Below are 23,207 nucleotides of genomic sequence, written 5' to 3'. Positions count from 1 at the left end.
CCCGGGCATGACGGCGGTGTTTGTGGCGAGTTGCGAGCTCCTCATGCGGCCCCCGCTTCGGCATGCGTGGCCGCCGGCAGCACCCAGCGCCTGAACAGGTCGAGATCGATGTTGCCGCCCGTGAGCACCAGGCCGACGCGCTTGCCGGCGAGCCTGCCCTTTTCCTGCAAGGCCGCCGCAAGCGGTGCCGCGCCGGCACCTTCGGCGAGATTGTGGGTGTCGGTCCAGAGAATGCGCACGGCCTCGGCGATCTCGGCGTCGCCGACCTGCACGATGCGCGAGGCGCCTTTCAGGATGATGGCGAGCGCATCCGCATCCGGGCTGCGCGTCGCGAGACCATCGGCATGGGTGTCGGCGCTGTTGGTCGTCACCACTGTCCGCGCGGCGAACGACAGCGCGTAGGACGGCGCCTCGGTCGACTGCACGCCGACGATCTCGGTCTTCAAGCCCAAGAGATCGCGCGCCAGGATGCAGCCGCAGATGCCGGAGCCCTGCCCGATCGAGACGTAGAGCACATCGAGGTCGGGCGCCGTGCGGAACAGCTCCAGCGCGTAGGTCGCGACGCCGCGCACGAGATCGCGATGGAACGACGGCACCATGTGCAGGCCGTCGCGCGCCGCATGGCGGCCGGCCTCCTCGCGCGCCTCTTGGAAGTCGCTGCCGTGCTCGATCAGCTCGGCGCCGAACGCCGCCATCGCGCGGTTCTTCTCGACCGAGTTGCCACGCGGCACGTAGATCGTCACCGGCAGGCCGTTGCGACGGCCGGCAAACGCGACGCTCTGCCCATGATTGCCGCGCGTCGCGGTGATCAGGCCGCGGACGTCCGGCCGCGTGCGCTTGAGGTTGTCGACATAGACCAGCCCGCCGCGCACCTTGAAGGCGCCGGCCGGCGTGTGGTTCTCGTGCTTGACGACGACCTCGGTCCCCAGCCGCTGCGCCAGCAGCGGCCACGCATGCGCCGCCGTCGCCGGCACCGCGGCGCCGACGATGGCATGGGCGGCCTCGAGCTCAGCGAGCGTGAACATGGGACCCCCTCGACGCATGGGCAGACTGCAGCCGCGCACGCAGGTGAGCTCCCTCGCCCCGCTTGCGGGGAGAGGGTTGGGGTGAGGGGGACTCTCCACGAGTCCGACTGCGTGGAGAGTCCCCCTCACCCGACGCTGCGCGTCGACCTCTCCCCGCAAGCGGGGAGAGGTGAAGAGCCACACTGCCGAGCGCGCGTGCCATCACTGCACCATCACCCTGTCGTCCTCACACCAGCGCCTTGCCGCCGGCGAACGCGGCGGCCGGGTCGGAGGCTTCGGCCGGCAGGATCATCTCGTTGTGCGCCTTGCCCGACGGGATCATCGGGAAGCAGTTTTCGAGCGCCGCGACGCGGCAGTCGAACAGCACCGGCTTCTTGACCGAGATCATCTCCTTGATCGCGCCGTCGAGATCGCCGGGCTTGCTGACCTGCAGGCCGACGCCGCCATACGCCTCCGCCAGCTTGACGAAGTCCGGCAGCGCCTCCGAGTAGGAATGCGACAGCCGGTTGCCGTGCAAGAGCTGCTGCCACTGCCGCACCATGCCCATGTACTGGTTGTTGAGGATGAAGATCTTGACCGGCAGCTCGTACTGCACGGCCGTCGACATCTCCTGCATCGTCATCTGCACCGAGGCGTCGCCGCCGATGTCGATGACCAGGCTGTCGGGATGGGCGACCTGGACGCCGATCGCCGCCGGCAGGCCATAGCCCATGGTCCCGAGACCGCCCGAGGTCATCCAGCGGTGCGGCTCCTCGAAGCCGTAGAACTGCGCCGCCCACATCTGGTGCTGGCCGACCTCTGTCGTGATGTAGGTGTCGCGCCCGCGGGTCAGCTCGAACAGCCGCTGGATCGCATATTGCGGCATGATGACGTCGCGGTTCGGCTTGAACGCCAGCGAGTTGCGCGCGCGCCAGGTGGCGATCTGCTGCCACCACGCCTTGATATCCGGCTTCTTCGCCTCGGCCTTGAACACCTGCAGGATGTCGGCGAGCACGTCGCCGCAATCGCCGATGATCGGCACGTCGACGCGGATGTTCTTGTTGATCGAGGACGGATCGATGTCGATGTGGATCTTCTTCGAGTTCGGCGAGAACGCATCGGTGCGGCCGGTGATGCGGTCGTCGAAGCGCGCGCCGACGCACAGCATGACGTCGCAATCATGCATCGTCATGTTGGCCTCGTAGGTGCCGTGCATGCCGAGCATGCCGAGCCAGTTGGTACCCGACGCCGGATAGGCGCCCAGCCCCATCAGGGTCGAGGTGATCGGAAAGCCCGTGACCTCGACCAACTCGCGCAGCAGCTTCGAGGCCTCCCGCCCCGAATTGATGACGCCGCCGCCGGAATAGATCACCGGCCGCTTGGCGCCGGCCAGCAGCGCCACGGCTTTGCGGATCTGCATCGCGTCACCCTTGACGCGCGGCGAATAGGAGATGTGGACGTCGGACTTGCGCGGCGGATGATAGGTGCCGGTGGCGAACTGCACGTCCTTGGGCACGTCGACGACGACAGGGCCGGGACGGCCCGTGGTGGCGACGTAGAACGCCTCGTGCAGCACCTTGGCGAGGTCGTTGACGTTGCGGACCAGCCAGTTGTGCTTGGTGCAGGGTCGGGTGATGCCGACCGTGTCGCACTCCTGGAACGCGTCGTTGCCGATCAGATGCGTCGGCACCTGGCCGGTGATGCACACCAGCGGGATCGAATCCATCAGCGCATCCGCCAGCGGCGTCACCATGTTGGTGGCGCCGGGGCCCGAGGTCACCAGCACGACGCCCGGCTTGCCGGTCGAGCGGGCATAGCCCTCGGCGGCATGGCCGGCGCCCTGCTCGTGGCGGACCAGGATGTGCTCGACCTCGCTCTGCTGGAAGATCTCGTCATAGATCGGAAGCACCGCACCACCGGGATAGCCGAAGAGGTGCTGCACGCCGTGGTCGATGAGCGCGCGCACGATCATCGCGGCGCCGGTCATCTGGTTCGGATCGTGGCTCTTGTCGGTCATGGTGGGCTCCGGATCGCTTCTGTCAGCGGCTGGTCGGTCTTGGTCAGTCGGTTTTGGTCAGTCGGTTTTGGTCACTTGGGTCAGGGTCATTTCGGTCGGATCGCTGGCTTCCAGGCAATAAAAAAGGGCCCTGGAAGGCCCTGCGCACCGCTCGGAATTTGGATGGCCGCTAGCCATCCCCGGCGGTGCGCCTGGGTACGACGGCGATAAGGAGGATGGAAATAAAGTTGCGCATGATGCCGAGCGAGCTTCCCAAAGGTTGCGCGAAACATAGCCGGCGATGCCCCAATGTCAAGGCAAAGCCGGCCCGTCAGCGCGATTTTGCGATGTTAACGCGGAATTTTCCGTTCGGCGAGCGGTAATTTGGCGGTCGGCCTCCGAAACGAGGCAATAGGCTGGATGAGAGTACGGGCTCCATCTCCAAACGAGGTCGTCATTCCGGGGCGCCCGGAGGGCGAGCCCGGAATCCATACTCACGATCGTGGTTATGGATTCCGGGCCCATCGCTTCGCGATGTCCCGGAATGACGATGCGGCTAGAGTTTGACGACCCATCCCTTTGCCGCCTCCGGGCTCATCCACTCGAACTCCGGCAGTTGGTGTCGAAACCAGGTGAACTGCCGCTTGGCATAATGGCGGGTGTCGGCCTTGCCGATGGCGGCCGCCTCCTCCCGCGTGATCTCCCCTCTGATATAGCGGATCAGCGCCGGCACGCCGTGGGCCTTCATCGCCGGCAGCAGCGGATCGAGGCCGCGCGCGGCCAGCCGCTCGACCTCCTGCACCGCGCCGCGCTCCAGCATCAGATCGAACCGTGCATCGATCCGCGCATACAGCGCCTCGCGCTCCGGAGCGATGAACAGCGCCCGATAGCTGCCCTCCGGCAGCAGCGGCGGAGTGGCCTCGGCATGCCAGTCGGCCAATGGCCGACCCGTCGCCTCGATCACCTCCAGCGCCCGGGCCACGCGGGCGCGGTCGCGGACGTTCAGCCGCGCGGCCGCCGCCGGATCGCGTCGCGCCAGCTCGGCATGCAAGGCCTCGACGCCGTCGCGATCGAGCCTGAGACGCACCGCGTCGCGCACCTCATCCGGCACGGGCGGCACCGCGGACAGCCCTGATGTCAGCGCCTTGAAATACAGGCCAGTGCCACCGATAAAGATCGGCAGCCGCCCGGCCCGTTGCACCTCGCCCAGGATCTCCGCGGCATCCCGGACATAATGGCCGGCCGAGTAGTTCACGCTGGCATCGACATGGCCGTAGAGCCGGTGCGGCACGGTGGCCTCTTCGTCGCAGGTCGGCCTTGCCGTCAGCACCCTCAGATCGCGGTAGACCTGCATGGAATCGGTGTTGATGACGACCCCGCCCGCTTTTTGCGCAAGTTCCATCGCCAGCGCCGACTTGCCGCTGGCGGTCGGCCCTGCGATAAGCACCGCTTTGTTGATCCCTGGCAAAGTCACCTGATGTCTCTCGTCGCCACCTTCATCTGCAATCCCGCCGATCCCGCGCTTGATACCACGATCGTGGAGGCCTTCCTGGCCGTTCTGCCCTCGCCGGGCACGCCGCGCTGGCTGTTCGACGAGGTCGCGATCGACATCCCCTTCGCCCACGACGGCGAGGTCCACAAGCTCGAGGCGCGTCTGCGCGACCTGCGCGGCGACATGCCGATCGACATCGTCGTGCAGGCGGAAGCCGTCAGGCGCAAGAAGCTTTTCCTCGCCGACATGGACAGCACCATGATCGGGCAGGAATGCATCGACGAACTCGCCGATTTCGCCGGGCTGAAGCCGCGCGTCGCCGCCATCACCGAGCGCGCCATGCGCGGCGAGATCGCGTTCGAGCCGGCGTTGCGCGAACGCGTCGCATTGCTGAAGGACCTGCCGGTGAGCGTCGTCGACGAAGTCCTGACCAAGCGCATCAAGCTGACGCCGGGCGGCCGTCATCTGGTGATGACCATGCGCGCCAACGGCGCCTATACCTGCCTGATCTCCGGCGGCTTCACGCTGTTCACCAGCGCCATCGCGGCCAAGATCGGCTTCCAGGAGAACCGCGCCAACGAGCTCATCATCGATGGCGGCAAGCTCACGGGCGAGGTGCGCGAGCCGATCATCGGCCGCGACGCCAAGCTCGCCACCCTGATCGAGCTGCGCGAGGCGTTCGATCTCGACGAGATCGACACCCTGGCGGTCGGCGACGGCGCCAACGACCTCGGCATGATCGAGGCGGCCGGTCTCGGCGTCGCCTATCACGCCAAGCCTGCGGTCTCGGCCGCAGCCTCGGCCCGCATCGACCACGGCGACCTCACCGCTCTGCTCTATGCCCAGGGCTACACGCGCGATCAGTTCGTCGACTGACGAGACTGCGGCCGCGCGGCAGGCCAATAGCCGCGCGAGCCTTTGCGCAATACAGCGCCCTCCCCTGGTTGTGAGAGAGGACGCGTTCATGGGCAGCCGCGATCCCGTCATTGCGAGGGCAGCGGTTTTGCGAACGCTCGAAGATCGCAATCGCATTGCTCCTGTGCGAATCGCCGCCCAAGCAAAGCCGTTACCAAAGCCCTGCCTTCATCGGCTCTCGATCAGCGCATCATCAGGATTTTGTTTCAATCCAGCGCACTCGCACGCAACTCCATTCCAATCTCATTTCAGATCGCAAATCAGATCATTCGCCTTCCGCATCAAGGCGGGACGCGAACTGCCATTTTAACCGCATCACCAATCCATGAATTGTCAAATCATGCTGCAGCGCATATAAAGCTGACAACGCTAGGGAGTGTCCAAGGAAGCGAAAGCGATTGCAGGCCATGCAATCGATCATCGTCACAGAAGGACCTCCCGATGACCATCAAGCACATCATTCCCGGCTCTCTTCTTGCCCTCGCGCTGCTGAGCGGCGCCGCCGTTGCCGGCGAGCTGCCGAGCTACGAAGTCGGCGCGCTGCCGGCCACCCCGCACCAACTCTCCGTCGTCGGTGCATCCGCCGCGCAGCAGACCATTGCGGTGAATGCCGACAGCGCCGCCTCGCCGCACCAGCTCGCCGTGCTCACCCAGCACCACCGCAGCGCTGCGCTCGTCGCTCCGATCACCGTGGGCAGCGTCCGCAACTAGGCAACGCGGGCAACCCATCGTCGGATAGGTAGCGCGCGTCTCGCCGAGCGAGGCCGCGCTCCCTGTTCGAGATAACGCGTGGCGTCGCGCGTGGTAAAGATCCCGGACATCCGCGCCGGGCAGCCCAGACGCCCAGCCCGCTGCACCTATTGGGTCTTCGACGCCAACGCTCTCCGCCTCCGTACCCGGCGCGGCGGCCGCGTCGTCGAGCCCAGCCGCACAGTCACATTCCGGCCGCCGGCGGCAAGACCATCCTGCGCGTGAATTGACCCGACGCCAGCCGGCTCGCCCGATTTCCCAACCGGGATCTCGCAGGGCGTCGCCGCGCGGGCCACGCATCACCAGCCATTATCAGCCTGACGCCACGCGCCGCGCCGATGGCCGGTCAAATCGCACATCCGCAATCATTATATGCGCTATTGCGCAAATACGAAAATACGAATATATTGCCGCCATGTCCGATCCCGTCCCGCTGCTCGCCGCTCTGGCCGAGCCGACTCGTCTCGCCGCCCTGCGCATCCTTTGGGACGGCGGCGAGCACTGCGTCTGCGAGCTCATGCGGCAGCTCCGAGCCAGCGCATCGCGCATGAGCCGGCACATGTCCGCCCTCAAGGCCGCCGGTCTCGTCATCGACCGGCGTGACGCCCAGTGGGTCCGGTATCGGCTGAGCCCTGACCTGACGCCCGATCGCCGCGCCATCCTCGACGCCGTCATGGCGGCCATGCCTGAGCCGAACAGGAGTGCAGCATGAAAACCGAAGCTTCGACCTATCCTGACGGGTCGGCATCGGCTGTGATCTGGATCATCGCGACGGCAGCTGCGATCGCATTGTGGTTCGCGGTCTACTGGCAGCTGGAAGCGTTCTCGGCATGGCTGGTATCGTCGCTGCCGGTGTCCCGCGACAGCCATCTGGAAGAAGCCGCGCGGTTCTTCGTGTTCGACGCGCCCAAGGTCCTGATGCTGATGACGCTGGTCGTGTTCGGCATGGGCGTCGTGCGCAGCTTTTTTTCAGCCGAGCGAACTCGCGCATTGCTCGCCGGCAAGCGCGAGGGCCTCGGCAATGTCGCGGCTGCGATCCTCGGCGTATTCACTCCCTTCTGCTCGTGCTCGGCGGTGCCGCTCTTCGTCGGCTTCGTCTCGGCTGGCGTCCCACTCGGCGTGACCTTCTCGTTCCTGATCGCGGCGCCAATGGTGAACGAGGTCGCGCTCGGCCTGCTGTTCGCGCTGGTCGGCTGGAGGATCGCCGCGATCTATCTGGCCTTCGGCCTGGCGGTCGCGATCGTGGCGGGATGGATCATCGGACGCCTGCATCTCGAAGGCTGGCTCGAGGCATGGGTTCGCAACGTGCGCGCGGGACAGGCGGATCTGCAGCCGGATTCGCCGACCGCCGCCGATCGGATCCGGGCCGGGATCGATGCGGTGCGCGACATCGTCGGCCGCGTCTGGGCATGGATCATCATTGGCATCGCGGCGGGCGCATTCATTCACGGCTATGTCCCGAACGACCTGCTCGCCTCGATCATGGGCAAGGACCAATGGTGGTCCGTGCCGGCCGTGGTGCTGATCGGCGTGCCGATGTACGCCAACGCTGCGGGCATCATTCCGGTCGTCGAGGCGCTGCTCGGCAAGGGTGCGGCGCTGGGAACGGTGCTCGCCTTCATGATGAGCGTCATCGCGCTTTCGTTTCCCGAGATGCTCATTCTGCGCAAGGTGCTGACGCTCCGGCTGATCGCTGTCTTCGCGGGCGTCGTCGCCGCCGGCATCGTCGCCGTCGGCTATCTCTTCAACGCCCTGTTCTGATGAAAGGACAAGCCCCTTGAAGAACGTCAAGATTCTCGGCTCCGGCTGCAAGCGCTGTGTTCAGACCGCAGCAATGGCCTCCTCTGAAGCAAGCAAGCTCGGCATCGAGATCGAGCTGGAAAAGATCACGGACTTCGCCGACATCGCCCGGTTCGGCATCGCCTCGACGCCGGGCGTGGTGATCGACGGCAAAGTCGTCCATGCGGGCGGGCTGCCGAAGGCCGAGGACATGGCGAAATGGCTGTCGGCGTGATGGCGTTGCGTCCGCTGCTCGCAGCGGTCCTCCTGCTCGGCCCGGCTGTCGTGGCGCGCGCCGACGAACCGACGTGGACGCGGCGCATCATCGCGCCGGACACGGCGCTCAAAGCGGCACAGGCGGCGCTCGCGGAGTGCCGCAAACGCGGCTGGCAGGCTGCCGTGACTGTGAGCGATCCGTCGGGGCTCGCGCTGGTCACCCTGCGCGACCGTTTCGCCGGCTGGCATACCCTTGAGGCCGCGACGGGCAAGGCGAGGACGGCCGCGAGCTGGCGCGAGGCGACGAGCACGCTCGCAGCCCGGCTGGCACGACCGGACGCCGCGGAGCGGGCCATCGTCAACGTTCCCGGCGTTGTCATGGTCGGCGGCGGCATGCCAATAGAGGCCGCTGGCCAGCAGGTCGGAGCGATCGGCGTATCCGGCGCGCCCGGAGGCGACAACGACGACATCTGCGCGAAGGCCGGCATCGAAGCCGTCGCTGCGGACATCGCGTTCTGAGCGCTTGTACCGGCGTATCGCGAACGAGGACGGCCAACGCCGATCATTTTGCCGGAGGATACCGCGTTGTCTGACACGATGCCTCAATTGGACGAAACCTCATTCCGTGCCATCGACCGCGCGAAGCTGCTGGAGCCTGCGCTCTCCTCCCACCCTCCGCGAATCCTGCTGCTCTACGGATCGCTCCGGCAACGCTCGTTCAGCCGGCTGCTGACCGAGGAAGCGGCGCGCATTCTCGTGCGCTTCGGCGCGGAGACTCGGACTTTCGATCCGCGCGGCTTGCCGCTGGTCGACGACGCCGAGCCGGACCATCCGAAGGTCCGCGAGCTGCGCGATCTCGTGACCTGGTGCGAAGGCATGGTGTGGTGCTCGCCGGAGCGGCACGGCGCGATGACCGGTGTGATCAAGACCCAGATCGACTGGATCCCGCTGTCGCTCGGCGCCGTCCGGCCGACGCAGGGCAAGACGCTGGCGGTGATGCAGGTTTCTGGCGGCTCGCAGTCGTTCAACGCGGTCAATCAGCTTCGGGTGCTCGGCCGCTGGATGCGCCTGATCACCATTCCGAACCAGTCCTCGGTGCCCAAGGCCTTCGCGGAGTTCGACGACGCGGACCGCATGAAGCCGTCCCCCTATTACGATCGCCTCGTCGACGTGATGGAAGAGCTGGTCAAGTTCACGCTGCTGACGCGCGACCGCGCCGACTATCTGGTCGACCGCTACTCCGAGCGCAAGGAAAGCGCCGAGGCGCTGTCGCAGCGGGTCAATCAGCGGTCGCTCTGAGCCGGCGCTCCCGGGAGTTCGGGATGGGCCACTAACTTCTGATAAGAATAATTACCTTGCGTATTTCCGGAATTCATGATTGTATCCGCGCATCCCGCCTCACTGCGGAGGGGCGTTGCGCGCGATCGTCACGACACGCGAGGCGGGGAGCGATGGCCGCGAGAGATCGCAGCGTCTTCTCACGAGGGCGCGGACGAACGATCGCTTGCGGACGTGAAGTCGCAGCGTCCTGACACCCCGATGCTGGTGTCACGTTCGCGACGGCGCTGAAGCGCCGCGCGGACAATGGTGGCCAACAAGCCCGGCGCACCAGGGAGACTGCGTATAAGCGTGAAGACCGTCGCGCAGGGAATGCCGGTTGAATCGGCTTTGCCTGTGGTACCTGCCGCCTGCATTTTTTTCGCAGGCGGGCCATGGGTGAGGCCTTCACCCGGCATTCCCTGCGCCCTCTGCATTTCGAGAGGGACGAACTGATCGCAGGCCTCGGGCGCGATGCGCCGCGAGACTGCAAAGCTCTGTCGATCGCTGTTTGAGCCGTGAATTCGCCTTGCGAACCGTCGTCGTCCCGGACAAGCCACGGCGCGCGCCAGCGCGTCGGGGCGCCGATCCGGGATCCGTACGCCGCGGCCGTCGTGATGAGCAAACAGCCAATGATTAGCCCGCCCCAAACTGCTTCCTGGGGGCTATGGTCCCGGCTCGAGGCCGGGACGACAGCGGAGTGTGGAGCTGCCGCAGGGTGGGCAAAGCAGCGCCCGCAGGCGCAGCGTGCCCACCGCCGTGCCGCGAGCTCGGAGCCGGATGGTGGGCACGGCGCGGGACAGAGCGCCTTAGCAGGCGCACATCGCGGCGCGCCTTTGCCCACCCTACTGCATCGTGCCCTACTGCAGGCTCAACGCCACGAAGCGCAGCTCGCCGTCGGCGTTGGAGACGAGCAGCAGCACCGACTTCTTGCCGTCCTTCTTGAGCTGGTCGACGCGCTTCTTGATATCGGCGCCCGAGGTCACCGCCTCCTGGGCGACCTCGACGATGACGTCGCCGGCCGACAGCCGCTTCTCGGCGGCGTCGGAGGCCTGGTCAACACCGGTGACGACGACGCCCTTGACGCTGTCCTTGATCTTGTAGCGGGCGCGCAGGTCCTTCGACAACGCGGCGAGATCGAGCCCGAGCGCCTTCTGGGTCACCGGCTTCTCGGCCGGCTCGTCCTTCTTGATCGCCGCCTGCTGCACCTTCTCGGTGTCCTCGAGCCGGCCGAGCTTGACCTTGAGCGTCTGCTCCTGGCCCTTGCGGATGACGATGACGTCGACCTCCTTGCCGACAGCGGTGTCGGCGACGATGCGCGACAGGTCCTTCGGCTCCTTGATGTCATGGCCGTCGAACTTGACGACGACGTCGCCCGGCTCGATGCCGGCCGGCTTGGCCGGTCCCTTGTCGTCGACGCCGGCGACCAGCGCGCCGCGCGCCGGCTTGATGTTGAGGCTCTCCGCGATCTCGTCGGTGACGCCCTGGATGCGCACGCCGAGCCAGCCGCGGCGCAGCTCGCCGAACTGGCGCAACTGGTCGACGACGCCGGCCACGGTCTTCGAGGGCACCGCGAAGCCGATGCCGATCGAGCCGCCCGACGGCGAGATGATCAGCGTGTTGACGCCGATGACCTCGCCCTCGAGGTTGAACAGCGGGCCGCCGGAATTACCGCGGTTGATGGCGGCGTCGGTCTGGATGTAGCTGTCATAGGGCCCCGACGAGATGTCGCGGTTCTTGGCCGAGACGATGCCGGCGGTGACGGTGCCGCCGAGACTGAACGGGTTGCCGATCGCGACCACCCAGTCGCCCAGCCGCAGCTTGTCGGAGTCGCCGAACTTGACCACCGTCAGCGGCCGCGGCGGCTTGAACTTGAGCACCGCAAGGTCGGTCTTCTTGTCGACGCCGACCAGCTCGGCCTTGATCTTGGTGCCGTCGTTGAGGATCACGTTGATCTCATCGGCATCGGCAATGACGTGGTTGTTGGTGACGACAACGCCCGAGTCGTCGACGATGAAGCCCGAGCCCAGCGAGTTGGTGCGGCGCGGCGAGTTGTCGGCACCGCCCCGGCCGCCCGGACCGCCGCGGCGGTTCTTGAAGAAATCGTCGAAGAACTCCTCGAACGGCGAGCCCGGCGGCACCTGCGGATTGGCGTTCCGCCCCTCGGACGAGCCGCCTTTGGGCTCGACAGTTTGCGAGGTCGAGATGTTGACGACGGCGTCGATCACCTTTTCGGCGACATCGGCGATCCCCTCCGGCCCCCGCGCCGAGGCCGGGGCCGGCGCGAGCGCCCAGCCCGCGGCAAGGACCGCCGCGGTCAGGATCGGGCGCAGTCGACGGCTGAAAGCAAGGGTTGCGGTCATCGGGCGGATCTCCAGAAAAGTCGGCAAATTCAACCGTTACAGTGCGCCGGAACCGGCAAGGGACGCAAGCACGCCGGATCGGACCGCAGATTCATCATTGAGGGCGACCTAATACGGCAAAATGGCGCAGCCATCGCCTCACAATGGCGTTGGCCGGGCAGCAGACCGTCATTGCAGCGGTCGCGCCTCGTTCCTGTGCGACGGGGCACGCAAACGCACGACAATCCGCCGCTCAGATCGGCCGCCGGATCACCCAGATCAGGACCAGGCCGGCCACCGCCGAGCCGATGCCGACTGCGCGCAGCACGTTGTCGGGCGTGGTCATCGCGGTCTTCATGGCCCGCCGCATCCACTCCGGACTTGCCGCGAACAACAGGCCTTCGAGCACGAACAGGATACCTAATCCGATGAGGAAATCGGAAAACGCAATGGACCTCATCGGACCCGGACCTCCCGTTCGATCTTCTTGATATGTAACGGGGCGAAGCAACGGCTTCGCCCCCTCCATGTCAACTCTTATTCGCCCCGATCAACGGGCTCGGCATCGAGGCAGGCGCCATCAGGGCTTGGGTGCCGGCACCGCGACGGCCGCGGTCGAGCTGGCGGTGGACGGCGTCTCCCCCGTCGGCTTCCCCGAGGGGTTGGCGAAGTAGCGGAAGAACTCCGAATCGGGCCGCAGCAGGAAGCGGGTGTCGCCGGATTTCAGGCCGTTCTCATACGCCGCCATCGAGCGGTAGAAGGCGAAGAAGTCGCGGTCCTTGTTGTAGGCCTCGGCGAACAGCCGGTTGCGTTCGGCATCGCCGGCGCCGCGGGTCTGCTCCGCCTGCGAGTTGGCCTCGGCGACGATCACGGTGGCCTCGCGATCGGCCTTGGACCTGATCTCCTGGGCCTTCTGGCCGCCGAGCGCCCGGAACTCCTCGGCCTCGCGCTGCCGCTCGGTCTTCATCCGGTTGTACACCGCCTGGCTGTTGGCCTCCGGCAGGTCGGCGCGGCGGATGCGGACGTCCACCACCTGGATGCCATAGGCGTCGGCCTCCTTGTCGAGCTGATCGCGGATCTTGCGCATCAGCGCCTCGCGCTCGTCGCGCACGACTTGCGTGAAGGTGACCTCGCCGAGCACGCGGCGCAGCGCGGCGTTCAGCAGCGTGCCGAGCTGGACGTTGGCGGTCTGGATCGAACCGACGCTCTGGTAGAACTGCAGCGCGTTCTTGATCTTGTAGCGCGCGAAGGCGTCGACCACGAGCCGCTTCTGGTCGAACGCGATCACCTCCTGCGAGGGGTTCTCGAGGTCGAGGATGCGCTTGTCGATCGAGATCACGTTGTCGATGAACGGTGCCTTGAAGTTCAGACCGGGCTCCGTGACGACGTCGACCGGCTTGCCGAACCGCACCACCAGCGCCTGCTCGGTCTGGTTCACGGTGAACAGCGAGCTGTAGCCGATGACGACGAGCACGAGCACGGCGACGAGCGCGACGATGCCTGCAACGGGGGACCTCATCGGACGCCTCCCTGCTGAGCGGCCGGCGCCGGACGGCGCGGCAAGAGATCGCCGAGCGGCAGCAGCGGCACGGGGCCGCCGGTGGCGCCGCTGTCGAGCACGAGCTTCTCCGAGCCACCGAGCACGCGCTCCATGGTCTCGAGATAGATCCGTTCGCGGGTCACGTCGGGCGCCTTCTTGTACTCGTCATAGACCTTGAGGAAGCGCGCGCTCTGGCCCTTGGCCTCGGCGATCGCCTGCTCCTTGTAGCCCTCGGCGACCTGCAGGATCTGCGCGGCACGACCGCGCGCATCCGGCACCACCTTGTTGGCGTAGGTCTGGGCTTCGTTCTGGAGACGCTCGAGGTCGGCACGCGCCGCCTGGACGTCGCGGAATGCCTCGATCACCTGGGCCGGCGGATCGACCTTCTGCATCTGCACCTGGGTGATCTGGATTCCGGAGCCGTAATTGTCGAGCGTCTTCTGCATCAGTTCCTGCACGTTCTGCTCGATCACGGTGCGGGCACCGGTGAGGATCGGCTGGATGTTGGAGCGGCCGATCACCTCGCGCATCGCGCTCTCGGCCACCGCCTTCACGGTGCCCTCGGGGTTCTGGATGTTGAACAGGAAGTCGGCCGCGCCCTTCGGCTTGATGCGCCAGAGCACGGTGACGTCGACGTCGACGATGTTCTCGTCGCCGGTCAGCATCAGGCTTTCCTCGGGGACATCGCGACCGCCGCGGCCGCGCCGGCCGGGATCGTCATTGGCGGTGATGCCGATCGAGATCGAGTTGACGCGCAGCGCCTTGGGCAGCAGCACGGTCTCGATCGGGTAAGGCAGGTGATAGCGCAGGCCCGGCTGCTCATCACGGACATATTTGCCGAAGCGCAGCACGACGCCGAGCTCCTCGGACTGCACGCGGTAGATGCCGGAGGCGAGCCAGATGATGATGGCGCCGAGCACGATCAGGAGCACGCCCGCGGTGCCGAAACCGCCGCCCGGCACGAACTGCTGCAGCCGGTCCTGGCCGCGCCGCAGAAGATCTTCCAGGTCGGGCGGCCTTGGACCGACCGGTTGCGGTCCCGAGCCCCAGGGCCCCTTCGGACCCTGACCCCACGGGCCTCCGCCCTGATTCTTCCACGCCATCGATCGATCTCCTCCGAGAGGCTGAGTGTACACCAACGCCGGCCCCGACGGTCGCCGGGTTATAAGGGACGGCCCCGCCCCTTACAACGTAGCGCTCCAGCTAAGCCCGAACCGGGTTTTGTCAATGTAAACAGGGCCGGAAGCGCCGGTTTGCCGCGGCCTCAGCTCCGCCACGCGGCCAAACTGCGCGACTTCATCATTAACGGATGGTCTTGAGGGGGCCGGCGCGTCGATCCGACCGGCGAAACGCTCACCGCCGCCGGCGATAGGTGACGTAGGAGAATTCGGCCTGATCGTCAGGCCCCGAGGCATGGCGCTCCCGCGCCACCTCCTCCCATTGGGCCGGATCGATCGCCGGAAACACGGTATCGCCAGGCGGGCTCGCATGCACCTCGGTGATCTCCAGCCGGTCGGCGATCGGCATCGTCGCAGCAAAGAGCTCGGTGCCTCCGATGACCGCGATCTCCGCGGCTGAACGCCGCAGCGCATCACCACGCGCGATGCCGAGCGCTTCATCGACGGTATGGGTCACGATCGCGCCCGGCGCGCGAAACTCGGCATCGCGGGTGACGACGATGTTGGTGCGGCCCGGCAGCGGCCGGCGCGGAAACGAGACGAAGGTCTTGCGGCCCATCACGATCGGCCGGCCCATGGTCATCGCCTTGAAGCGCTGCATGTCGCTCTTCTGCCGCCACGGGATCGCACCGGCGGCGCCGATGATGCCGTTGTCGGCGACCGCGACGATCAGCACGATCTCGATCACGGCGCCCTCTCCGCCAGTTGAGCCAGAGCTTCGCCGGTCACCTTGCATAGCGTCCACTCGTCCATGAGCTCGGCGCCGAGCGATTTGTAGAAAGTGATGGAAGGAGCATTCCAGTCGAGCACCGACCATTGCAGCCGCGCCCAGCCCTTTTCGACGCAGGTCCGCGCGAGGTGACCGAGCAAGGCCTGGCCGATGCCATTGCGGCGAAACGCCGGCCGCACGAACAGGTCTTCGATATAGATCCCTGGCTTGCCGGCAAACGTGGAGAAGTTGACGAACCAGACCGCGAAGCCCGCCACCGCGCCGTTCCATTCGGCGAGATCGCAGAACAGCGTCGGGTGCTCACAGAACAGCGCGCCGGCGATGTCGGCCTCGCTCGCGTCGACCTCGTGCGATAGCTTCTCGTAGTCGGCGAGGCCCCGGATCAGCGCGAATACGCTTCCGATGTCGTCAGGCCGGGCGCTACGGATCGAAACCGGCATGCGTCAGACCGCGACCTCGGCCTTGATATGCGGATGCGGATCGTAGCCGGCGAGCGCGAAGTCCTCGTAGCGGAAGCCGAAGATGTCCTTGACGTCCGGATTGAGCGTCATGGTCGGCAGCGGACGGGGAGCGCGCGTGAGCTGCAGGCGCGCCTGCTCGATATGGTTGGAATAGAGATGCACGTCGCCGAAGGAGTGCACGAATTCGCCGGGCTTCAATCCCGTCACCTGCGCCGCCATCATCGTCAGCAGCGCATAGGATGCGATGTTGAAGGGCACGCCGAGGAAGACGTCGGCCGAGCGCTGGTAGAGCTGGCACGACAATCTGCCGTTCACGACATAGAACTGGAACAGGCAGTGGCACGGCGGCAGCGCCATCTTCTCGACGTCGGCCGGGTTCCAGGCCGTCACGATCAGCCGGCGCGAATCCGGATTGCGCCTGATCATGTCGATCACGTTCGTGATCTGGTCGATATGACCGCCGTCCGGCGTCGGCCACGAGCGCCACTGATAGCCGTAGACGGGGCCGAGATCGCCATTGGCGTCGGCCCACTCGTCCCAGATGGTGACGCCGTTGTCGTGCAGATATTTGATGTTGGTGTCGCCCTTCAGGAACCACAGCAGCTCGTGCACGATCGCCTTGAGCGGCAGCCGCTTGGTGGTCACCAGCGGAAAGCCGGCCGCAAGGTTGAAGCGCATCTGGTGGCCGAACACCGACAGCGTGCCGGTGCCGGTGCGGTCGTGCTTCTCGGCGCCGTCGGACAGGATGCGTTCGAGCAGGTCGTGATACTGGTGCATGGTGCGCGCTGGCGGCCTTTCGCAGAAGGCGGCGAATTTAACGACAGGGATCGCCCGGCCCTAGCCTCGACTCGGCCCGGCCGTCAATTATACCCCGAAAAATCTCGGCCACCGCTACAAACGACAAGGGCGGAACCGCGCGCTCCGCCCCCCCTCCCGATCCATGGCCGTTCCGTACCCAGCTCGCCGGCTTGAGGACCGCGGACCATTTGACGATCTCGCCCTTCACCAGCGTCCCGAGCGCCTCCGGCGTCCGGTCCGCCGACGCAGGTCAGCCTTCGCTCTCCACGAAGACCTCGTCGCGCTTGCGGCGCAACGTCGGCAGCACCGCCAGCACCAACAGCCCCGCCGCGATCGCGAGCAGCACGGCCGACAGCGGCCGCGTCAGGAACACCGACCAGTCGCCGCGCGAGATCAGCAGCGCCCGGCGCAGGTTCTCCTCCATCAACGGGCCCAGCACCATGCCGAGCAACAGCGGCGCCGGCTCGAAATCATGCTTGATCAGCCAGTAGCCGACGAGGCCGAACGCGCCCGCCAGGACGACGTCGACCGGCGCGTTGTTGACCGAATAGATGCCGATCGCGCAGAAGATCACGATCGACGGGAACATCAGCCGGTATGGCACGCGCAAGAGCCGCACCCAGATGCCGACCAGCGGCAGGTTGATGATGATCAGCATGAGATTACCGATCCACATCGAGGCGATCATGCCCCAGACCAGATCGGGCTGCTTCTGCATCACCTGCGGGCCCGGCACGATGCCGTGGATGGTCATCGCGCCGACCATCAGCGCCATGACCGCATTCGGCGGAATGCCGAGCGTCAGCAGCGGAATGAAGGAGGTCTGCGCCGCCGCATTATTGGCGCTCTCCGGCGCCGCGACGCCCTCGATCGCACCGCGACCGAACCGCGACGGATCTCGCGCGATCTTCTTCTCCAGCGTATAGGCCGCGAACGAGGCGATCACCGCACCTCCGCCCGGCAGGATGCCTAGGATCGAACCGAGCACCGTGCCGCGCAGGATCGCCGGCGCGGAGTCCTTCAGATCCTTCCTGGTTGGCATCAGGCCGGTGATCTTCTTCTGCACGAGGTCGCGGTCCATCTCCGCGCCGGCATCGAGATTGCGAATGATCTCGGCAAAGCCGAACACGCCCATCGCGACGGTGGCAAAGCCCAGGCCGTCGGCGAGCTCGGGAATATTGAAGGCCATGCGCGAGACGCCGGTCTCGATGTCCGAGCCGACCATCGACAGCAGCAGGCCGAGCACGATCATTGCGATCGCCTTCAGCACCGAGCCCTTCGCCAGCACCACTGCGAAGATCAGGCCCAGCACCATCAGCGAGAAATACTCGGCCGGGCCGAACGCCAGCGCGAGCTTGGTCAACGGCGCGCCGAGGATCGCAATCAGCACGGTGGCAACGCAGCCGGCGAAGAATGAGCCGATCGCGGCAATCGCCAGCGCTGGACCGGCACGGCCCTGCTTCGCCATCTGGAAGCCGTCGAGCGCGGTCACCACCGACGTCGCCTCGCCGGGAATGTTGACCAGGATGGACGTCGTCGAGCCGCCATACTGGGCGCCGTAGTAGATGCCGGCCAGCATGATCAGCGCGCCGACCGGCGGCAGGCCGAAGGTGATCGGCAGCAACATCGCGACGGTGGCGATGGTCCCGATGCCCGGGAGAACGCCGACCAGCGTGCCGACCAGCGCGCCGATCAGGCACATCAGCAGATTGATTGGCGACAACGCGACGGCGAAACCGTGGGCGAGATTTGCAAACAGATCCATCACGCCCTCACTGCAAAAGGAAACGCGGCAACAGCGGCATCGGCAACCCCAGCACGTAGGGGAACAGCAGCGCGCAGCCGCCGGTCAGGCAGATGCCGACGATCAGGGCCTCGCGCCAGCGCGTCTCGGGGCTGCCGATCGCCGCGATCAGGAAGCTTGCAAGCCCCGTGACCAATAGTCCGAGCGGGCGAATGGAGACGGCGAAGGTCAGGATCGCGAGCGAGACGAACAGCGGTCCGCGCCAGTGATAGGTCGCAAGCTGCGCGCCTTCACTCACGACGCCGATCACGGCCACGGCAGCTCCGAGCCCTAGCAGCAGCAGACCGAACATCCGCGGCGCAGTTCCGGCACCGAACGAGAAGCCGCGCATGCCCTGCAGGTCGCTGGAGGCCCACAACGCGAACAGCGCGATCGCCATCAGCACGACGCCGCCGAAATAGTCCTGCGGCGCGCGTGGACGTACCATGAATGTGAACACCGCGACCGCGATCAGCGGATAGGTGTAGATGAGAGCCAGCAGAACATCGGAAGACAGCGAGGTCTTGCCGCTTGCGGCATATTGCTGCGCCAGGCTCGGGATCGCCATTGACAAGGCCGACGCATGGGCTCCAATGACCTGCAGCGGACCGCGTCCGGAGAGTGGACCTACAAGACCGGCCAAGGCGATCAGCAGTTCGATGATCTGTGGCGCGAAGGCAAGGACCAGAATGATCGATGCGCCGGTCACGCTGCGGGCGGCCGACATGCCCGCCGTTTCGCCCGACAATTGGCCCGTGGTCTCGGCCATGCCTCGCCCTCCCCGATCGGCCTTGATGGCCGGCACTGTTTTCGTTCGGCGGCCCGGAGCAAACCGGTCGCGCTTCTATTTTGCCTAGCGACTTTCCCTAGAGAAGGCCAGCAAAACCAAGACAGCCGCCCGCGGCGAGCAGCCAGAGCGGATTGAGTCTCGTCATAGATGCAACGACTGCGGCAAGGACCGTCAGCGCGAACGCCCGCCACGTCTGGTCGGAAGCCTGACCGAGAATCCATGCGCTCGCCGCCATCAAGCCGATCGACAACGGCACCAGCGTCGCCTGCAGCATGGCGGGCCAGCGCGCATCCCGCGCATTCGAGAGCCAGCGGCTGACAAAATAGGAGAGCACGGCGGTGGGACCGCACATCGCGATCGTCGCGACCGCCGCACCTGCCACGCCTGCGACCGAATAGCCGATCAGGGTGACGATCAGAACGTTGGGCCCGGGCGACAATTGCGAGAGTGCGAACAGATCGGCGAACTGTTTGTCCGTCATCCAGTGCCGGGCCTCGACTGCAACACGTTGCAGTTCGGGAATCGCCGCCACTGCGCCGCCAACCGCAAACAGCGAGATCAACGCAAAGGTCCAGAACAGCTGGAACAACGGATTGTCGTCCCCGCTCATCGTGCCGACCGCGTCTTGGCATAGGTGACGGCTAGGCTGAGCGGCACGGCCACCAGCAGAACCTCCTGAAGCGGCAGGCGCGCCAGCCCGATCGCCACGAACACGCCAGCCACGACGGCAACGCCCGCCACGTCGCTCTTCTTCAGGAGCGGCGAGATCATGCGAAACACCACCGACGCCAGCAGACCCACGGCCACGCAGGACACGCCTGCAAGCGCCCGTCGCCACGTGTCGGCTTGTCCAAAATGACCGTAGATGGCACCGAGAGAGGTGATCAGCAGCATCGGTGGTCCGAGCAGGCCTGCAAAGGCAGCGATTCCACCCGCGACACCGCGCAATCGCGCGCCGAACACCACGGAGAAATTCACGATGTTCGGTCCGGGCAGGAAATGACAGAGCGCGAAGGTCGCGTTGAACTCCTCCGCCGTCATCCAGTGATGCTCATCGACGATCGCACGCCGCGCGAACACCAGCACGCCGCCGAAGCCCGACAGCGACATTTTCGCGAATGCGAAGAAGAGCGTGCGGAGGCTGGGCGGGTGTCTGGCGATGTCGGCAGCGGGAGAGGCAACCTGCGCAGCTTCGGGAGGCATGCCGCACTGTAGGAGGACGAAAACCAGACTGCCAAGGTCGAACCAGAGGTTCCCAGCAGCCGCCCACATTTTTGTCGCGCGCCGCGGCGTTTCGGCCCTGTGCATCCGCCGGCCGGCGGCCTATATAGGGGGTGCCGGCTTGCCGGCTATGGAAATAAATCGCCGTCGAAATAAACCATTCGGACCCGGGGGCGGTACCCGGCGCCTCCACCAAAGCCCACCGACGGATGGGTTTTGGCGGGGGCGAAATAGGATCGACGAGGGCGTAAAGGGCGAGCTTTTTCCCGGTATTGTTCCGCCGTTATCGGGCTACTGCAATAGTTGCCAACGACAACTTTGCTCCGGTTGCTCAGGCTGCGTAACGCAGTTTGAAAGACCACCTTAAAGTCCTAACGGGTTAAGCTCCGTTAGGCGGGGTTCGGAGGCACCTGGCAACAGAAGCCTCCACTTTCACTTGCCCCGCTTTGGCCGGTCTCCCCGTCGCGGGCCGTGCTGTCCCAGTTTTTTGGCGCGTCATCCGTTCATTCCTCCGTTGACCGGACTTCCGCCAGCTTCTACCCGTTCCCATATCTGGCGATCGACCGGCATGGCTGCTGACCTCGGCACCGATGCCGGGTACGATGTGACTGACGCGAGTCGGGAATGCTGCTGCCTGCCGGGCGCGGCCGCTCGACACGTCGGGCGCAGCCCTCACGATACAGGACCGATCATGGCGACGGATCATATTCGATACGATGTGCTGGCGCGCGACGCGTTGCGCGGGGTGCTGCGCCGGGTGCTGACCGACGCTGCTGCCCATGGTCTCCCGGGCGAGCATCATTTCTTCATCACCTTCGTGTCCAAGGCCGAGGGCGTGAAGCTGTCGCCGCGGCTGCTCGCGCAATATCCGGAGGAGATGACGATCATCCTGCAACACCAGTTCTGGGATCTGGTGGTTTCGGAGGATCGGTTCGAGGTCGGCCTGTCGTTCGGCGGCATCCCTGAGCGCCTCGTGGTGCCGTTCCACGCGATCAAGAGCTTCTTCGATCCGTCGGTGCAATTCGGACTGCAGTTCGAGCCGTCGGAGGCGATTGCCGAGACGCCGCCAGCTCCGAAGCTGCCGGCCGCACCGGCGCCATCGGCCATCGCCGGTCCGCAGCCTGCGACACCGGCCGAGACCAGCGACGACAAGCCGCTCCCGCCAGCCTCGCCGGGAGAAGGCGCCGAGGTCGTGCGCCTGGACCGTTTCCGCAAGAAGTAGGCGCATTCGCCGCGCGCGGAACGCCGGTTGGACCACGAGATTGAAGCATGCTTGAACCGGTCGACGCCGGTTCACCACCAATCATGGGCATGCTTCATGGCACATTCAGCAAATCCATCATCGCACGGAGCGACGCGCACGGAGACCGACAGCTTCGGCCCGATCGAGGTCGCCGCCGATCGCTATTGGGGCGCGCAGACCGAGCGCAGCCGTCAGAATTTCCGCATCGGCCACGACCGCATGCCGATCGGCATCGTGCACGCGCTTGCGCTGGTGAAGATGGCCGCGGCCCAGACCAACCGCGAGCTCGGCCAGCTCGAGCCGCGCATGGCGGACGCCATCGTCCAAGCGGCGCAGGAGGTCATCGACGGCAAGCTCGACGACCACTTTCCGCTGGTCGTCTGGCAGACCGGCTCGGGCACCCAGAGCAACATGAACCTCAACGAGGTGATCGCCAATCGCGCCAGCGAGCTGCTGGGGGGCGAGCGCGGCACCAAGAAGCCCGTTCATCCGAACGACCACGTCAACATGAGCCAGTCGTCCAACGACTCGTTCCCGACCGCGATGCACATCGCCGCAGCGCGCGCGATCTCGGGCCATCTGGTGCCGGCGCTGTCGGAGCTGCTGGCGGCATTGCGCGCCAAGCAGGAGGCGTTCGCGGACATCGTCAAGATCGGCCGCACCCACACCCAGGACGCCACGCCGCTCACGCTGGGGCAGGAGTTCTCCGGCTACGCCGCGCAGGTCGAGAGCGCGATCGCAAGAATCGAGATTGCGGCGCGGGATCTCCTGCCGCTGGCGCAGGGCGGCACCGCCGTGGGCACCGGCCTGAACGCGGATCCGAAGTTCGCAAAGCTGTTCGCCAAGCATGTTGCCGACATCACCGGCCTGCCCTTCACCAGCGCGGCCAACAAATTCGAGGCGCTCGCGTCCAACGACGCCTATGTGTACACCCATGGTGCGCTGAATGCGGCGGCCGCCGGCCTGTTCAAGATCGCTAACGACATCCGCTTCCTCGGCTCAGGCCCGCGCTCCGGATTGGGAGAATTGATCCTGCCGGAGAACGAGCCGGGCTCCTCGATCATGCCGGGCAAGGTGAACCCGACGCAGTGCGAAGCGCTCACGATGGTGTGTTGCCAGGTGTTCGGCAATCACACGGCGATCACCATGGGCGGCAGTCAGGGTCATTTCGAACTGAACGTCTACAAACCATTGCTTTCACATTGCATGATGCAGTCCATACAATTACTAGGTGATTCAGCACGTTCATTCAGCGAACATTGCGTAACCGGTATTCAGGCCGACGCTGCTCGCATTCGCGAGCTGATGGAGCGCTCGCTGATGCTGGTGACAGCGCTTGCGCCGAAGATCGGCTACGACAACGCTGCCAAGGTCGCGAAATCAGCGCATCAGCGCGGCACCACGCTGAAACAAGAGGCCTTGCGGCTCGGTCTCGTCTCCGAGGACGAATTCGACCGCCTCGTTCAACCCGAGAGGATGACAAGGCCGGGGCGAGCGTAGCGGTAGCCCCGTAGTACTACGGGGGGTGATGCAATTCTCGCTGTTAACCCCTAAAGGATACTCTCGACTACAAGTTCTGCTGCGTTTGTTGAGTAAACAAATCCCGCTCGCAACGACGCGAATGGCCATCGAACTATCAGGGAGCGATGACA

The 23,207-nt window shown here is 65.8% G+C and carries 24 protein-coding genes and 1 other RNA gene; 10 read left to right on the top strand and 15 right to left on the bottom strand.

Annotated features, from left to right (window positions below):
* Nucleotides 1–41 precede the first annotated feature (41 nt).
* The 3 genes from QX041_RS16620 to miaA form a co-directional block, all read right to left on the bottom strand.
* Nucleotides 42–1,025, bottom strand: coding sequence for a threonine dehydratase (locus tag QX041_RS16620; RefSeq protein WP_316165987.1), 984 nt, complete (start codon nt 1,023–1,025; stop codon nt 42–44).
* 226 nt (nt 1,026–1,251) lie between these two features.
* Nucleotides 1,252–3,021 carry an acetolactate synthase 3 large subunit gene (locus QX041_RS16615; RefSeq protein ID WP_316165986.1) on the bottom strand — a complete coding sequence of 590 codons (1,770 nt, stop codon included), beginning with the start codon at nt 3,019–3,021 and terminating at the stop codon, nt 1,252–1,254.
* A 535-nt stretch (nt 3,022–3,556) separates the two neighbouring features.
* Nucleotides 3,557–4,474, bottom strand: coding sequence for a tRNA (adenosine(37)-N6)-dimethylallyltransferase MiaA (miaA, locus tag QX041_RS16610; protein WP_316165984.1), 918 nt, complete (start codon nt 4,472–4,474; stop codon nt 3,557–3,559).
* Nucleotides 4,475–4,477: 3 nt separating this feature from the next.
* On the opposite strand from miaA, the gene serB reads away from it, so the two are divergent.
* Nucleotides 4,478–5,368, top strand: a complete 891-nt coding sequence (gene serB, locus QX041_RS16605; protein WP_315752739.1) for a phosphoserine phosphatase SerB — start codon at nt 4,478–4,480, stop codon at nt 5,366–5,368.
* Nucleotides 5,369–5,672: 304 nt separating this feature from the next.
* On the opposite strand, the gene QX041_RS16600 is transcribed toward serB, so the two are convergent.
* Nucleotides 5,673–5,834 (bottom strand): hypothetical protein, encoded by a 162-nt coding sequence (locus tag QX041_RS16600; RefSeq protein ID WP_315769106.1) that lies wholly within the window; start codon nt 5,832–5,834, stop codon nt 5,673–5,675.
* A gap of 14 nt (nt 5,835–5,848) precedes the next feature.
* Here QX041_RS16600 and QX041_RS16595 point away from each other — a divergent pair, with 14 nt between their 5' ends.
* The 6 genes from QX041_RS16595 (at nt 5,849) to arsH (ending at nt 9,451) form a co-directional block, all read left to right on the top strand.
* Entirely contained in the window at nt 5,849–6,118 is a 270-nt protein-coding gene (locus QX041_RS16595; protein WP_315769108.1) for a hypothetical protein, read from the top strand.
* 454 nt (nt 6,119–6,572) lie between these two features.
* Nucleotides 6,573–6,869 carry a metalloregulator ArsR/SmtB family transcription factor gene (locus tag QX041_RS16590; protein WP_315713353.1) on the top strand — a complete coding sequence of 99 codons (297 nt, stop codon included), beginning with the start codon at nt 6,573–6,575 and terminating at the stop codon, nt 6,867–6,869.
* Nucleotides 6,866–7,918, top strand: a complete 1,053-nt coding sequence (locus QX041_RS16585) for a permease (RefSeq protein ID WP_315769109.1) — start codon at nt 6,866–6,868, stop codon at nt 7,916–7,918. Before QX041_RS16590 ends, QX041_RS16585 begins: the two co-directional genes overlap by 4 nt.
* Before the next feature lie 16 nt (nt 7,919–7,934).
* On the top strand, nt 7,935–8,171 hold the full coding sequence (locus tag QX041_RS16580; protein WP_315713355.1) for a thioredoxin family protein: 237 nt from the start codon (nt 7,935–7,937) through the stop codon (nt 8,169–8,171).
* Nucleotides 8,156–8,671 carry a heme-binding protein gene (locus QX041_RS16575; RefSeq protein WP_315752734.1) on the top strand — a complete coding sequence of 172 codons (516 nt, stop codon included), beginning with the start codon at nt 8,156–8,158 and terminating at the stop codon, nt 8,669–8,671. Before QX041_RS16580 ends, QX041_RS16575 begins: the two co-directional genes overlap by 16 nt.
* A 78-nt stretch (nt 8,672–8,749) precedes the next feature.
* The gene (gene arsH, locus QX041_RS16570) at nt 8,750–9,451 is read left to right on the top strand and encodes an arsenical resistance protein ArsH (protein WP_316166189.1); all 702 of its coding nucleotides are present in this window, start codon (nt 8,750–8,752) and stop codon (nt 9,449–9,451) included.
* Nucleotides 9,452–10,329: 878 nt separating this feature from the next.
* Here the strand turns inward: arsH and QX041_RS16565 are convergent.
* The 11 genes from QX041_RS16565 to QX041_RS16515 form a co-directional block, all read right to left on the bottom strand.
* Complete coding sequence (locus tag QX041_RS16565; protein WP_315752480.1) at nt 10,330–11,832, bottom strand: Do family serine endopeptidase; 1,503 nt, start codon at nt 11,830–11,832, stop codon at nt 10,330–10,332.
* Nucleotides 11,833–12,064: 232 nt separating this feature from the next.
* Nucleotides 12,065–12,271: a DUF2065 domain-containing protein gene (locus QX041_RS16560; RefSeq protein ID WP_315713359.1), complete on the bottom strand. Its 207-nt coding sequence runs from the start codon at nt 12,269–12,271 to the stop codon at nt 12,065–12,067.
* Nucleotides 12,272–12,391: 120 nt separating this feature from the next.
* The gene (locus tag QX041_RS16555; RefSeq protein WP_316165983.1) at nt 12,392–13,330 is read right to left on the bottom strand and encodes a protease modulator HflC; all 939 of its coding nucleotides are present in this window, start codon (nt 13,328–13,330) and stop codon (nt 12,392–12,394) included.
* Nucleotides 13,327–14,454, bottom strand: a complete 1,128-nt coding sequence (gene hflK, locus QX041_RS16550; protein WP_315713361.1) for an FtsH protease activity modulator HflK — start codon at nt 14,452–14,454, stop codon at nt 13,327–13,329. Before hflK ends, QX041_RS16555 begins: the two co-directional genes overlap by 4 nt.
* A 250-nt stretch (nt 14,455–14,704) precedes the next feature.
* Nucleotides 14,705–15,217 carry a dihydrofolate reductase gene (locus tag QX041_RS16545; protein WP_315713362.1) on the bottom strand — a complete coding sequence of 171 codons (513 nt, stop codon included), beginning with the start codon at nt 15,215–15,217 and terminating at the stop codon, nt 14,705–14,707.
* Nucleotides 15,214–15,699, bottom strand: coding sequence for a GNAT family N-acetyltransferase (locus tag QX041_RS16540; protein WP_316165982.1), 486 nt, complete (start codon nt 15,697–15,699; stop codon nt 15,214–15,216). The genes QX041_RS16545 and QX041_RS16540 overlap by 4 nt, the downstream gene beginning before the upstream one ends.
* Nucleotides 15,700–15,702: 3 nt before the next feature.
* Nucleotides 15,703–16,497 (bottom strand): thymidylate synthase, encoded by a 795-nt coding sequence (locus tag QX041_RS16535; protein WP_315713364.1) that lies wholly within the window; start codon nt 16,495–16,497, stop codon nt 15,703–15,705.
* A 271-nt stretch (nt 16,498–16,768) separates the two neighbouring features.
* Nucleotides 16,769–18,283, bottom strand: coding sequence for a tripartite tricarboxylate transporter permease (locus QX041_RS16530; protein ID WP_315752476.1), 1,515 nt, complete (start codon nt 18,281–18,283; stop codon nt 16,769–16,771).
* A 7-nt stretch (nt 18,284–18,290) separates the two neighbouring features.
* The gene (locus tag QX041_RS16525) at nt 18,291–19,070 is read right to left on the bottom strand and encodes a tripartite tricarboxylate transporter TctB family protein (protein ID WP_315713366.1); all 780 of its coding nucleotides are present in this window, start codon (nt 19,068–19,070) and stop codon (nt 18,291–18,293) included.
* A gap of 97 nt (nt 19,071–19,167) precedes the next feature.
* Nucleotides 19,168–19,701, bottom strand: a complete 534-nt coding sequence (locus QX041_RS16520; protein ID WP_315713367.1) for a chromate transporter — start codon at nt 19,699–19,701, stop codon at nt 19,168–19,170.
* The gene (locus QX041_RS16515) at nt 19,698–20,294 is read right to left on the bottom strand and encodes a chromate transporter (RefSeq protein ID WP_315713652.1); all 597 of its coding nucleotides are present in this window, start codon (nt 20,292–20,294) and stop codon (nt 19,698–19,700) included. Before QX041_RS16515 ends, QX041_RS16520 begins: the two co-directional genes overlap by 4 nt.
* 94 nt (nt 20,295–20,388) lie before the next feature.
* Here QX041_RS16515 and ssrA point away from each other — a divergent pair.
* The 3 genes from ssrA (at nt 20,389) to fumC (ending at nt 23,055) form a co-directional block, all read left to right on the top strand.
* Nucleotides 20,389–20,743: a transfer-messenger RNA gene (gene ssrA, locus QX041_RS16510) on the top strand.
* A 260-nt stretch (nt 20,744–21,003) separates the two neighbouring features.
* A complete protein-coding gene (locus QX041_RS16505; RefSeq protein ID WP_315752475.1) occupies nt 21,004–21,534 on the top strand; it encodes an SspB family protein in 531 nt (176 codons plus the stop codon).
* Between the two features lie 96 nt (nt 21,535–21,630).
* Nucleotides 21,631–23,055 carry a class II fumarate hydratase gene (gene fumC, locus QX041_RS16500; protein WP_315713369.1) on the top strand — a complete coding sequence of 475 codons (1,425 nt, stop codon included), beginning with the start codon at nt 21,631–21,633 and terminating at the stop codon, nt 23,053–23,055.
* The last annotated feature ends 152 nt before the right edge of the window (nt 23,056–23,207 follow it).

The sequence above is a fragment of the Bradyrhizobium sp. SZCCHNRI2009 genome, assembly GCF_032485115.1.
Taxonomy (GTDB): Bacteria; Pseudomonadota; Alphaproteobacteria; order Rhizobiales; family Xanthobacteraceae; genus Bradyrhizobium.
Note: the sequence above shows the minus strand (reverse complement) of the source record. Positions and strands in the feature narration are given on the sequence as shown.